The sequence below is a fragment of the Amycolatopsis balhimycina FH 1894 genome, assembly GCF_000384295.1.
Classification (GTDB): Bacteria; Actinomycetota; Actinomycetes; order Mycobacteriales; family Pseudonocardiaceae; genus Amycolatopsis; species Amycolatopsis balhimycina.
Genome location: NZ_KB913037.1, coordinates 7654243 through 7666851 on the forward strand (window position 1 = coordinate 7654243; position 12609 = coordinate 7666851).

General features: G+C 70.5%; 12 protein-coding genes. 3 read left to right on the plus strand and 9 right to left on the minus strand.

Annotated features, from left to right (window positions below; genetic code table 11):
* Positions 1 to 14: 14 nt before the first annotated feature.
* The 5 genes from A3CE_RS0135365 to A3CE_RS0135385 form a co-directional block, all read right to left on the minus strand.
* On the minus strand, positions 15 to 752 hold the full coding sequence (locus tag A3CE_RS0135365) for an SDR family NAD(P)-dependent oxidoreductase (RefSeq protein WP_020644831.1): 738 nt from the start codon (positions 750 to 752) through the stop codon (positions 15 to 17).
* A 124-nt stretch (positions 753 to 876) separates the two neighbouring features.
* Positions 877 to 1782 carry an amino acid ABC transporter permease gene (locus A3CE_RS0135370; RefSeq protein WP_020644832.1) on the minus strand — a complete coding sequence of 302 codons (906 nt, stop codon included), beginning with the start codon at positions 1780 to 1782 and terminating at the stop codon, positions 877 to 879.
* Positions 1779 to 2465, minus strand: coding sequence for an amino acid ABC transporter permease (locus A3CE_RS0135375; protein ID WP_020644833.1), 687 nt, complete (start codon positions 2463 to 2465; stop codon positions 1779 to 1781). The genes A3CE_RS0135370 and A3CE_RS0135375 overlap by 4 nt, the downstream gene beginning before the upstream one ends.
* A gap of 106 nt (positions 2466 to 2571) precedes the next feature.
* Positions 2572 to 3426 (minus strand): glutamate ABC transporter substrate-binding protein, encoded by an 855-nt coding sequence (locus A3CE_RS0135380; RefSeq protein ID WP_020644834.1) that lies wholly within the window; start codon positions 3424 to 3426, stop codon positions 2572 to 2574.
* Positions 3427 to 3479: 53 nt separating this feature from the next.
* Positions 3480 to 4208 (minus strand): amino acid ABC transporter ATP-binding protein, encoded by a 729-nt coding sequence (locus tag A3CE_RS0135385; protein WP_185839777.1) that lies wholly within the window; start codon positions 4206 to 4208, stop codon positions 3480 to 3482.
* A gap of 278 nt (positions 4209 to 4486) precedes the next feature.
* Between A3CE_RS0135385 and A3CE_RS0135390 the strand changes: the two genes are divergently transcribed.
* Together A3CE_RS0135390 and A3CE_RS0135395 are read left to right on the plus strand one after the other, a co-directional pair.
* Positions 4487 to 5161 (plus strand): response regulator transcription factor, encoded by a 675-nt coding sequence (locus A3CE_RS0135390; protein WP_020644836.1) that lies wholly within the window; start codon positions 4487 to 4489, stop codon positions 5159 to 5161.
* Positions 5162 to 5166: 5 nt separating this feature from the next.
* A complete protein-coding gene (locus A3CE_RS0135395) occupies positions 5167 to 6564 on the plus strand; it encodes a sensor histidine kinase (RefSeq protein ID WP_020644837.1) in 1398 nt (465 codons plus the stop codon).
* On the opposite strand, the gene A3CE_RS0135400 is transcribed toward A3CE_RS0135395, so the two are convergent.
* On the minus strand, positions 6561 to 7481 hold the full coding sequence (locus tag A3CE_RS0135400) for a TAXI family TRAP transporter solute-binding subunit (protein WP_020644838.1): 921 nt from the start codon (positions 7479 to 7481) through the stop codon (positions 6561 to 6563). The two genes, A3CE_RS0135395 and A3CE_RS0135400, sit on opposite strands and share 4 nt — an antisense overlap.
* Positions 7482 to 7755: 274 nt before the next feature.
* Here A3CE_RS0135400 and A3CE_RS0135405 point away from each other — a divergent pair, with 274 nt between their 5' ends.
* Positions 7756 to 8337, plus strand: a complete 582-nt coding sequence (locus A3CE_RS0135405; protein WP_020644839.1) for a hypothetical protein — start codon at positions 7756 to 7758, stop codon at positions 8335 to 8337.
* An 18-nt stretch (positions 8338 to 8355) separates the two neighbouring features.
* On the opposite strand, the gene A3CE_RS0135410 is transcribed toward A3CE_RS0135405, so the two are convergent.
* The 3 genes from A3CE_RS0135410 to A3CE_RS0135420 form a co-directional block, all read right to left on the minus strand.
* A complete protein-coding gene (locus A3CE_RS0135410) occupies positions 8356 to 8688 on the minus strand; it encodes a hypothetical protein (RefSeq protein ID WP_020644840.1) in 333 nt (110 codons plus the stop codon).
* A gap of 1 nt (position 8689) precedes the next feature.
* Positions 8690 to 10435, minus strand: coding sequence for a hypothetical protein (locus A3CE_RS0135415; protein ID WP_026469167.1), 1746 nt, complete (start codon positions 10433 to 10435; stop codon positions 8690 to 8692).
* Positions 10436 to 10513: 78 nt separating this feature from the next.
* Positions 10514 to 12487, minus strand: coding sequence for a hypothetical protein (locus tag A3CE_RS0135420; protein WP_020644841.1), 1974 nt, complete (start codon positions 12485 to 12487; stop codon positions 10514 to 10516).
* Between the last annotated feature and the right edge of the window lie 122 nt (positions 12488 to 12609).

Consider the following 12609-nt stretch of genomic DNA (forward strand, 5'->3'; position numbering starts at 1 on the left):
TCGGCTGCACCAGGTCAGCCGAGTGAGCGGCCGCCGTCGACCAGGAGTCGCTGGCCGGTGATGAAGCCCGCCTCCTCCGACGCGAAGAAACTCACCGCCGCCGCGACGTCCTCCGGGGTGCCCAGGCGGCCCGCCGGGACCGAGGCCCGGTACTCCTCCCGCTCGGCCGCCGGGACGTCCGCGTGCCGCTCCACCGGGACGAACCCCGGTGCGACCGTGTTGACCGTGATGCCGTCCGGGGCGAGTTCGCGTGCCCACGCCCGGGCCAGGCCGATCTGGGCGCTCTTGGCCGTCGCGTACGCCGAACGGCCGGGCGGGGGACGGTCCGCGACCTCCGAATCCACGTGCACGATGCGCCCGTAGCCGCGGGCGCGCATCCCGGGCAGCACCGCGTGCCCGAGCAGCACCGGCGACCGGACGAAGAAGTCCAGCTGCGCCAGGTGGTCCGGCCAGTCCACTTGGGACACCGGCGCGTCGGGCTGCGGGCCGGTGGCGTTGACCACCAGCACGCCGATCGGGCCCAGCAGCGTCGTGACGGCGTCGATCAGCTCGCCGACCTGACGCCGGTCTGTCACGTCCGCCGCGAACGCCGCCGCCCGGCCGCCTTCGGCGAGGATTCCCTCCGCGGCGGTCTTCAGGTCGGGGTCGTCGTGGAGGCCGTTGACCGCGACGGCGAACCCGTCGCGGGCCAGCCGTCGTGCGATCACCCGGCCCAGGCCGCGGGAACTGCCGGTCACCAGTGCGACACCCATGGACGCCGACGCTACGGAACTCGGCGGATCACGACAACCCCGCTCGATCGGGTGAACACAGGCAGGGACGAAAAAGCGGGTGAGTGCGACGCCGCCGCACTCACCCGCTTCCGGTCCTGCGAACTCAGACTCCGCGACCGCTGGCCAGGTCCGTCTCCGCCACGATCGACGAGGGAGCCGCGTCGAGGGGCTTGGCTCCGCGAGGCGCCTTCTTCCGCCGCGACAGCTTGCGCTCCAGGTACGACGCGAGCCGCGTCAGCAGCAGGTTGAAGACGATGAAGATGATCGCGATGACGATCAGCGTCGGGATCGTGTTGTTGAAGTTGCCGGTGATCGGGCCGGACCCGCGGATCAGCTCGTCGTAGCCGATGGTCAGCTGGCCGGCCAGCGCGGTGTCCTTCAGGATCACGACCAGCTGGCTCACCAGCGCCGGCAGCATCAGCGTGACAGCCTGGGGCAGCAGGACGTTCGTCATCGTCTGCGTCTTGCGCAGGCCCAGCGCGGAGGAAGCCTCGGTCTGGCCCTTGGGCAGGGCCAGGATGCCCGCCCGGAACACCTCGGCCATGACCGAGCCGTTGTAGAGCACCAGGCCGGTCACCGCCGCGAACAGCGGACGCGTGTCCGCCTCGAGCCCGGTGTAGTAGGCGTAGAACGACGCCGCGAACACCATCAGCAGCAGGACCGGGATCGCGCGGAAGAACTCCACCACGGCCGCGGCCGGGATCCGCACCCACTTGTGCTCGGACATCCGCCCGATGCCGAGCAGCGCGCCGATCGGCAACGCGATCACGATCGACAGCGCCGCCGCCTTGAGCGTGTTCAGCAGGCCGGGCAGCAGGAACTGGGTCCACGTCGACCCTTCGACGAACGGCTTCCAGAGCGCACCCGCCCACTGGCCCTTTTCGTCGAAACCGCGGTAGACGAAGTACGCCACGAGCAGAAGTACCAGCACGAACAGGACCGTGTAGATCCAGTTGCGGGCGCGGGCCTTCGGACCGGGGGCGTCGTAGAGAACGGACTGGGTGCTCATCGCTTGACCTCGACCTTCTTGGCCACCCAGCCCAGGATCAGGCCGAGCGGCAGCACCAGTGCCACGAACACCGCGGCGAACACCAGGAAGACCAGGAACAGCGAGTCGGACTCGTTTTCGACCATGGTCGACATCAGCGCCGCCGCCTCGGCCACGCTGATCACCGCGGCGACCGTCGTGTTCTTCAGGAGGGCGATCAGGACGTTCGCCAGGGGGGCGATCACCGAGCGGAACGCCTGGGGCAGCACGATCAGGCGCAGCACCTGGACGAAGTTCAGGCCGAGCGCGCGGGCCGCTTCCGCCTGGCCGACGGGCACCGTGTTGATGCCCGAGCGCAGGGACTCGCACACGAACGTCGCCGTGTAGACCACGAACCCGAGGATCGCCAGGCGGAACGCGTTGTCGGCCAGCGAAGTCGACGAGTTCGCCGAGGCCAGGTTGATGCCCAGCGTCGAGGACAGCCCCAGCGAGGTGAAGACGATGATCACCGTCAACGGGGTGTTCCGGAAGATGTTCACGTACACCGTGGCGAACCCGCGCATGATCGGGACCGGGCTGACGCGCATCGCGACGAGGATGGTCCCCCAGATGAGTGCCCCGATCGCCGAGAAGAACGTGAGCTTGATCGTCATCCAGAACGCGTCGACGAGGTGGTAATCAGGATTGCTGAGGAAATCGAACACTTGTTGTCCAACCTGGCCTCGGTATGGGAACGGTGCGCCGCTTGCACGGCGCACCGTCCGACTTCAGGAACCGATCCGGATTTCGGGGGCTCCGGTTGTCACATTGTCACGGGGCGATCGCCGGCGCGGCCGGGATCTTGTAGCCCGACGGGCCGACGTTGGTCTGCAGTGCCTTCTCCCACGAGCCGTCCTGCTCCATCGCCTCGATGGCCTTGTTGATCGCGGCCTTGCTGTCCGCGTCGTCCTTCTTCAGGCCCACGCCGTACTTCTCGTCCGTGAAGCCCTTGCCGACCAGCTTGAGCTTGCCGGGCTGCTGCGCGGCGTAACCGGCGAGGATGACGTCGTCGGTGGTCATCGCGTCCACGGTGCCGTTGAGGAGCGAGGTCACGCAGTCGGTGTACTTGCCCACCTCCTGCAGCTGCACCTCCTTGGCGTACTTCGTCTTGACGTTCTGCGCCGGGGTGGAGCCCTTGACCGAGCACAGCTTCTTGTTGCCGGTCAGCGACTCGGGGCCGGTGATGTCGGTGTTGTCCGACCGGACCAGCAGGTCCTGGTGCGCGACGAAGTACGGGCCGCCGAAGGACACTTCGTTCTTGCGCTTGTCGGTGATCGAGTAGGTGGCGACGATGAAGTCGACCTCACCCTTCTTGATCAGGTCCTCGCGCTGCGCGGACTGCGCTTCCTTCCAGGTGATCCCCGACTCGTCCACGCCGAGCTGCTTCGCGATGTACTTCGCGACGTCGACGTCGAAGCCGGCGTAGGTGCCGTCCGGCTTCTTCAGGCCGAGGCCCGGCTGGTCGAACTTGATACCGATGGTCAGCTTCTTGTTGTCCTTGGCCCGCTGGACCAGGTTCTTGTCGCCGCTCGCGCCGTTGCTGCCGGACCCGCCGCCGCAGGCCGTCAGCGCCAGCCCGGCGGCCATCACGATCGCGCCCGTCTGCAGAACTCGACTCAACCGCATCGTCTCTCAGGTTTCCTTCCGAATCTGTTCCGGCCTGGGCCGGTGCGAAGCACTCAGTGGGTCAAGATCTTGCCGAGGAAGTCCTTCGCGCGCTCGCTCTTCGGCGCGGTGAAGAAGGCTTCCGGCGTCGTGTCCTCGACGATCTCGCCGTCGGCCATGAAGATCACCCGATCGGCTGCCCGCCGGGCGAAGCCCATCTCGTGGGTGACGACGAGCATCGTCATGCCGTCCTTGGCCAGGCCCGTCATCACGTCGAGGACCTCCTGGACCATCTCCGGGTCCAGCGCCGAGGTCGGCTCGTCGAACAGCATGACCTTGGGCCGCATCGCCAGCGCCCGCGCGATGGCGACGCGCTGCTGCTGGCCGCCCGAAAGCTGCGCCGGGTACTTGTCGGCCTGGTTGGCGATGCCGACGCGCTCCAGCAGCTCCATCGCCGTCTTGCGCGCTTCGGCCTGGCCGAGCTTGCGGACCTTCATCGGCGCGAGCATGACGTTCTCGACGATGGTCTTGTGCGCGAACAGGTTGAACGACTGGAACACCATGCCGACGTCGGCCCGCAGCGACGCCAGGGCCTTGCCCTCGGCGGGCAGCGGGACGCCGTCGACGGCGATCTCGCCCGAGTTGATCGGCTCCAGCCGGTTGATCGCCCGGCACAGGGTCGACTTGCCCGACCCCGACGGGCCCAGCACCACGACGACCTGGCCGCGAGGCACCTCGAGCGTGATCTCCCTGAGCACGTGCAGGTCGCCGAAGTACTTGTTCACGGCGGACGCCTTGATCATCGGCGCCGCCACCTCCGCGGTCATCTGGCCTCCCGGGTCGTTCGTGCAAATCGGGCATGGGTCACCACGCGATGGCGAGAACCTACCGTTGTCGTACCGGCTGGCAAGGCCGCTTGAGCAATACTTAGGGTTTCAACTGAGTATCGATGTCCTTTTTGGGGGGTGTCCACCCGAAGTCACGGGGAGTGACCGTCCGGGTGGCCGGTGCGGGGCCCGCCCGGACGTCCTAGAGTTCGCGCTACCGGCCGGTGGAGCAGGTCACCATGGGAGGCGGACGGGTGCGGGTGCTGCTGGTGGAGGACGACGACCGGGTCGCGGGTGCGCTCATCCCGGCGCTGACCCGCCGCGGCCTGGCGATCGCCCGGCTGGCCACCGGCGCCGGCGTCCTCGACCGGGTGCACGAGGTCGACGTCGTCCTGCTCGACCTCGGCCTGCCCGACATCGACGGCGTCACGCTCTGCCGCCAGATCCGGGCCGTCAGTGACGTCGCGATCATCGTCGTGTCGGCGCGCGGCGAGGTCGACGACCGGATCCAGGGCCTGCGCGCGGGCGCCGACGACTACCTCGTCAAGCCCTACGACGTCGAGGAGCTGATGGCCAGGGTCGAAGCCGTGCGCCGCCGCCGCGGGGAGCACCCGGCCGCCGAGCCGGTGGTGATCCGCGTCGGGGACGTCAGCGTCGACCTGTCCCGGCACGAGGTGCTGGTCGACGGGCGGACGGTCGCGTTGTCGCGCAAGGAGTTCCAGGTGCTCGCGCTGGTGGCGGGCGCCCGCGGCGCGGTGTGTTCGCGTGAGCACGTGCTCACCGAGGTGTGGGGGCACCGCGGGCCGGCCGAGAGCCGTTCACTGGACGTCCACGTCGCGACGCTGCGGACGAAGCTGGGCCGCCCGGCGCTGATCGAGACGGTCCGCGGAGTCGGGTACCGGCTCGGCGGCCAGGTCGCCCGGAGCTGAGGGCCGTGCGCGTCCGGTTGCAGGGCATCGTGCTGACGCTGGTCGCGTTGCTCGTCTTCGGCCTGGGCATCCCGCTGGCCATCACGATCGCCGCCGGGGCGCAGCAGAAGCTGTTCCTCGACCGGCTGACCGACACCGCCCGGTTCGCGTCGCTGGCGCAGCGGCCGCTGCTGGACAACAAGCCGAGGCTGATCGAGCCCGACCTGCACCGCTACACCGAGGTGTACAGCGTCCAGGTGCTGGTCTTCGACCAGGACGGCAAGCAGGTGGCCAGCTCGGTGGGGCCGAACGGCGCGCGGCTCGACAGCCACGCCGAACGGATCGACGGGCCGGTCCACGAGGCACTGGCCGGGCGCCGCTCGCAGCCCGGTGGCGTGCTGATGCCGTGGGACGCCACGCCGCTGGTGCTCGCCGAACCGGTGCTCGCCGACGGCGAGGTGCACGGCGCGGTGGTGACCGTGTCCGACACCGGGAGCGAGCGGGCCGACGTGCTGTGGTGGTGGCTGCTGCTCGCCGCGGGCGGGATCCTCGCGTTCACCCTCGCCCTGGCCGTGGCGATTCCGGTGGTCCGGTGGATCCTGCGGCCGGTGCACCGGCTCGACGACGCGACCGGCGCGCTCGTGGCGTCCGTGGTCAGCGGGCGGGAGGCCGAGCCGGTGGGGGAGAGCGGCGGGCCGCCGGAGCTGCGGCAGCTCGGCCGGTCCTTCGACCGGATGGCCGAAAGCGTGTCCGGCGCGCTGGCCGCGCAGCGCGCGTTCGTCGCCGACGCCTCCCACCAGCTGCGCAACCCGCTGACGGCGCTGAAGATCCGGCTGGGCAACCTCGAAGGGCACGTCGACGACGAGCCGGCGGCCGCCGACCTGGAGGCCGCGCGGGTCGACGCCGGGCGGCTGCACCAGATCCTGGACGGCCTGCTTTCGATGGCCCGGGCCGAGGCGTCCGGTGGCGAGCTGGACCCGGTGGTGCTCGACGACGTCGTCGCCGAGCGGGTCGCCGACTGGTCGGTGGTCGGGCAGGCGCGGGACGTCCGGCTGGTCGTCGACACCGACGGCGGTGGCGCGCGCGTGTGCGTGCCGCCGCGCGGCGCCGAGACGATCCTGGACGCGCTGCTCGACAACGCGCTGAAGTTCACCGCGTCCGGGACCGAGATCCGGGTCGCCGTCGAGCGCGACGGCGACCGGGTGCGCCTGTCGGTCCGCGATCACGGGCCGGGCCTGCGGCCCGAGGAGCTCGAGCGCGCGCGGGACCGGTTCTGGCGCAGCCCCGCCCACCAGAACGTGCCCGGCTCGGGGCTGGGCCTGGCGATCGTCAGCGAGCTCGTCGCGCACTCCGGCGGCGAACTCGAGCTCGACCTCCCCGAAGGCGGCGGCCTCCGGATCACGATGACGTTCCCCGCGGTTTAGGTCTTTTCCGCCCGGTAGTAGCGGAGCGCCCCGGGGTGGAGGGGGAGTGGCTGGGTCTCGATGCCGGGGTGCACGTCGATCGACAGCGCCGCCGAGTTGGCCTGGGCGAGCTGGTGCCGGGCGTCGAACAGGCCGCGGACCAGCGCCTCCGCGACGTCGGCGTTCATCGACTGCCGCACCACCAGGAAGTTCGGGACCACCAGCGTGGTCACCGGCGCGCTCTGGTTGTAAGTGCTCGCGGGGATGGTCGCGGTGCCGTAGACCTCGCTGAGCGCCCGCATCTTCGGCATCTGGTCGGCGATGTCGACCAGCCGCAGCTCGTCCTGGTACTTCTGGATCCTCGGCGTCGGCAGCCCGCCGGACCAGAAGAACGCGTCGACCTCGCCGCGCAGCAACGCGGCGATGGATTCGTTGAGGCCGCGGCTGCTCCTGGTGACCGAGCCGGTCAGGCCGGCCGCGTCGAGCAGCTTGTCCGCGATGAACTCGACGCCGGAGGCCGGCGAGCCGATCGCGATGCGACGGCCGCGCAGCTGCCCCACCGACCGGATGTCGGACGTCCTGCGGACCACGACGTGCAGGTAGTCGTCGTGGATCCGCGCGAGCGCGGCCAGTTCGGGGTTGGCCTTGTACTTGTCCTCGGCCACGTCGGCGGCGACGAAGGCGACGTCGACCTGGCCGGCCAGCACCCGCTTGACGTTGTCGAGCGAGCCGTCGGTCTGCAGCACCTCCGGCCGGGCGATGTCCAGGTCGGCCTGCCAGGCGGTGGCGAGGGTCTGGGCGAGCCCGTCGTAGACGCCGCCGGGGTTGCCGGCGGCGATCCGCAGATGCAGGTTCCCGAAGCCGCCGGTACAGGCGGAGAGGACCAGCAGCAGGGCGGCCGCCATCGCGAGTCCGCGCGTCCGCCGGGTCCTGGTCATGGGCCGATCGTGCCAGACTTCGCGGCCGCCCGGGAATTCCGGGCCGGGAATGTGCGGAAACGACCGCGAAGATCGTATTTCCGGCGCCGTCGTTCTTTTCGTTCGGTTGTAACAGGCCGCGGCACGACGAGGACTTAAGACCATGAGCTCCTGCACGGCGTGCGAACGAGAACTCAGCCCCGAGGCGCGATTCTGCGGAACCTGCGGAACGCCGGTCGATCCGCTTTCCCCGGCGTCGCCCGGGCCCACCACCGCACCGCCGTCGCGGAATGTCATGACACCGTTGGCGGCCGGGGGCGCGGTGGTGGCGCTGATCACCGCGGGGGCCGTGGTTTTCGCGGTCTCGCGCTCGAAGGAGACGCCCACGGCGCAGCAGACGCCCGAGCCGATCGTCGTCACCACGCAGGAATGGGCGCCGCCGCCGACGACGATGACAGACCCGACCTGGACGACGCCGACGTCGGTCACCCCGAGTACGGCCGTCACCGAAGCCGACGTGCGAAGCCAGGTCGCGCACGACCACGCCGTCGCGGAAGGCCTGGTCGGCAGCTGGGTTCCGCAGCTGTCGTCGAAGAACGTCGGCCTGGTGGTCCACGGCGTGACCTACGACTACCCCGCCATCATGGAAGACTTCCGGCGGCTGCAGGCGAGCTATCCCGACGCCGTCATGGTCGACTCCGGCGACTACAACAACTTCTCCCGCAAGGATTTCTTCGTCACCCTGAAGGCGGAAACCTTCGGCAGCGCCGACCAGGCCAACGCCTGGTGCGACCAGCAGGGCTTCGCGCCGGAGGACTGCCACGCCGGCCGGCTCACCCACACGGGTGGCCCGGCCGGCAACTCCAAGCCGCGTTGACGCCGCAGTGGCGGGTCGTCAGCCGAAGAGCTTGGTGATGAGCTCGGTGATCTTCACCAGTGGCTCGCTGATGGCCCCGACGACGGTCGTGACGGTCTGCCAGCGGTTGGCCACGACCGTGCCGCGCGGGGTGTCCCGCTGAAGTTCTTCTTCGATCTTGCCGACTTCGGCACGGACCTCGTCGCGGTCGGCTTCGGGTGCGGCGGCGACGATGTCCGCCCGCGCCGCGGCGAGGGCGGCCAGGAGATCCGCCACCGGCAGCCCCGGTCCGGACTGGTGGTAGACGCGCGAATGCGAGCCTACGGCGCTGCCGCTGACGTGCGCGCCGCGCAGGTCGAACCGGTCACCCATTTCACTTCTCCTTCGTGGTCTTGGCGCGGCCGCCGGCGCTGCTGTGCGTGCCGACGGCCGAGTCGATGAGGGTGCTGCCCCGCAGGTCGTAGGAGTTGTGGACCGGATCGGCCAGCTTGGTGAACTCGACGACGGAGTAGCCGCGCTCCTGGAGGTAGGCGCCGACCGCGCGGAACAGCGTCGAGTCGAGGATCCGCACGTACCGTTCCACGTCGACGTCCTGGAAGTAGCTCTGCACCCGGTCGGCCTGGGCCAGTTCCCGCAGGCTCCGGTCGGCCCCGTACTTGGCGGGCACGATCTCGCCGGGCCGTTGCGGCAGGGCCTTGAACGGGCGGAACACCCTCGCGGCGCGCTGGAGGATCGTCGCCGGCAGCACGCACAGCTCGGCGAAGGTGCTGCGCAGCGGGCCGAGGACCGGGGCGCGGTGCTGGTCGATCGTCCGGTACCGCGGATCGATCGGCAGCAGGGCGAAGAACTGCCACTCGAGGAAGAGCATCCGCTGGTTCGTGCCGACGTGGAGGTAGCACGACGTGGTCAGGTCGCGGTCCCAGGATTCGATGCGGTAGCACCGGTAGTACCGCGCCCACTCGACCGAGGCGTCGGCGAGGTCGCGGGCCACCTCCGGGTCGAGCTGCGCGGCCGGCCGGTCGTACCAGCCGGGCAACACGCCGGGCACCGCCTCCGGATCGGCCACGAGCCGATCCGCCGGGATGAGGACCTGTTCGCGCAGCGTCAGGTCTTCGAGGCGCCGGCCGGGACCCAGCGACGACGTCCCGCGCAGCCGCAGCATCGCCTCGCTCACCTGGGCCTGCAGCTCCAGGACGCTGATGGTGGTCGGTGCGTCGTCGTCGGCCGGCTCCAGCGGCAGCGTGATCACCTGCTGGTGCAACGGGATTCCGGCCCCGACGAACGGGGAGAACCCGCGGTGCACGACGACGTCGACCTTGCCGGGGTGCTGGGCCCATTCCTGCTCCACGCGCGCGATGTCGCCCAGCGGCCCGGCGAACTGGTCCTGCCCGAGCCCGCGCAGCCGCCGCTCCCGTTCGTCGCCGCTCATCACCCGGTTCGGGACGAAGGTGTTCGCGCGGAACCGGTCGAAGACCAGGAAGTGCACGGCGAACTCGTCGAAGGCCAGCACACCGGCGATCAGCAGCACGGCGACGACCGGGAGGACGATCGTGGCCACGCCCACCCCGGCGCCCACGGCCGAAGCCGTGGTCGAGCCGAAATCCGAGCCGGCCTCGGAGCCCAGCATCGCCGCCAGCCCGAGGCCGAACACGCCGAGCACCGCCAGCGGTACGAGGACGAAGAGGAGGAGCACGGCGACGAGCACGCCGCCCCGCTTGCCCAGCTCCCGCCGGCCGATGGCGACGGTCAGCCCCACGGCGACCACCAGCCACGAGAAGAACACCACCGGGTTCAGGACCAGCAGCACCAGTTGCAGCACCAGCAGCACTCCGTCGCGGATCCGCCGCCGCGTACGGGCCGCCACGGCTTCGCGCAGAACGGCGGTGGAGTCCACACCGGGCGTCTGCGGAACGGCGCGATAAGGCTCGACGAGGAATTCCTTGATCGCCAGATCGGCGAATTTCTCGCTGAGCTGCGCCGCCGCGCAGAGGTAGCGCGTGGTGATGTCCCGGATCGACAGGGAAGCGCCACAACGCTGGCAGTATTTGTCACCGGCCTGATTGACGGACCGGCAGCGCCGGCAATGCCGGCTTCGTTCGGCCTCGACACCGACAGCCATGGAATTCCTTTCCGGTCCGACCCCACCCGGGAGTCGTCCGGCCGGCAGTGCCGCGTTACAGAATCGGCGCGACGCCGTTCACGGCCGCGCCGTCAGGCGCAGGACCGGTTCTCCGCTCGCGTCGCCGGCGGGATCGCCGACCAGGACGGAAAATCCCGGCGCCTCGACGAGCAGGCCGTCGGGCGTGGCACGGACCTCGACGGCGAAGGCGACGTCGGGGTAGGGGCCGTACCGGACGGCGAACACCGCGAACCCCGGTGGGGAGCCGGGCAGCGGCTCGGCGAGGAGGTGGTTCGTGTCGATCACGCGGTGCCAGCCCGTGTCCGGGTTGCCGTAGCCGCGCGGGTCGTCGGCCAGGGAGAAGGCCAGCTGCTCCTGGGTCAGCCCGATCGTCTCGGGACTGTTGAAGGCGGTCCGGCCCGCTGGGGGGTTGACGACGCTCAGCCCCGCCGCCGACGTGATCGCCAGGCGGCCCGCGAGGAGCGTGCCGCGTGTGCGCAGCACGGCGTCCGGCGTGCTCAGGTCGAACGACGCTCCGCCGGGTTCGGCCACGGTGACGATCTTGCGCTGGCCTGCCGCCGTCTCCTCGGCGTAGGGCAGCCCGGCGAGGAAGAAGCATTCGGCGTCCGCCGACGGGACGACGCCGAAGAGCATCATCCGGCGGCCGTCGGACACGAACAGCTGCTGGACGCTCAGCATCACCTGGTCCCGGGTGACCACCGCCTTGGTCACCAGCCGGGCCACGAGGCCGCCGTCTCGCGCGTCGCGGACGCGGACCGGGCCGAGCGGCCGGGTGAGCAGTGTCCGGTGGCCGTCGGCGTAGCGCAGGAGCGGCCCGATGCCGTGCTGGCCGGCCACCACGGACTCGAGCACCACGGCCCGCCCGGCGTCGATCAGGTACGGCGTGTGGCTGCCCGTCAGCGACACGGACGCGGCCTCGTGGCGTAGCGAGTACTCCGTCGCTACCGGCGACGGCGAGGCTCGGTGCCACTTGCTTTCGTCCTGGTACAACCAGACAGTCGTGAACGCGAAATGCCCGCTCGGTGCCCCGGTTTTCGCCACCGGGTAGTAGGCGACGCGGCGGTCGGCGAGGTAGCGGCCCAGGTCGCTCCCCACGTGCGAGCTGAAGTACCGGAGGCCCAACGTGCCTTCGGCGCCGCAGTGCTGCTCGCTGTAGCGCGGGCCGCCGTAGTCGAAGCCCCGTGCGGAGAGCCGGCAGTCGAGGTGCCGGGCGATCTCCGCGCCGTCGTCGAGGAACAGCCGGTCGCCGGTGACCCGGTGGGCCTGCGCCAGGAAGGACAGCGAGATCGGCAGGTAGTTCTGGTCGTGGCCGGCGCCGTGCTCCGCCGGCAGCGCGAAGCCGCGGTCGGTCAGCCGCGCCGGCCGGATCACTTCGGTGTAGAGCCGCATGGCCGCCGTGGTGACGCGGTTGCCCTCGCGGGCGCGGGAAACGGTGCCGAGGTGGCGGCCGAGCATCAGGCCCGCGACGACCGCGCCGATCGCCTGGTTCGCCGTCTGCTGGGGGTTGACCATGCTCGCCTCGGTCAGCCATCGCCAGTAGCCCAGCGCCAGCTCGGTCACCTCGGCGTACTGGGCGTCCGTGAGCAGGCCCTCACCGAGCTCCAGGACGTTGACGGCGTGCAGCATCGCCCACACCGTGCTCGGCCAGTCGCCGAACGGGTGTTCGCCGTCCCCGGGCATGTACCGCGCATACGGCAGGCCGCTGTCGCGGACGCGGAGGAACGGCTCACCGGGGTTGTCGTGCCGGTACACCCGGTTCGCCAGAAAAAAATCGAGCGCGCGCCGCACCGCGCCGGGGAACGCCGGATCGTCCGGCGATCGGCGCCGCCAGGCCAGGCAGAGCAGGGAGATCACCCCGAGGGCCATGTCCCCGATGTCGTCGTTGGCCGCGGGGTCCTCGAAGTTGCCGTCGGGCTGCTGGGCGGCGAGCGCGGCGGTGACCGCGTCCGCGAGGACCGCGTCGAGGTGCTCCGGATCGTGGGGAAGGTCGTGCGCGCTCGCGTGCTGGCTCGGCAGCAGGATCGGGTTCATCCGCTTCGCAACCTCCCTGCCGCCCTGGGCGCCGGACCGGTCGATGTGGTCAGGAAGCGCTTTCCCGGAAAACTTGCCCATTGCAGACCGGAAAAGCGATGATGCGGCTGGGACCCGCACTT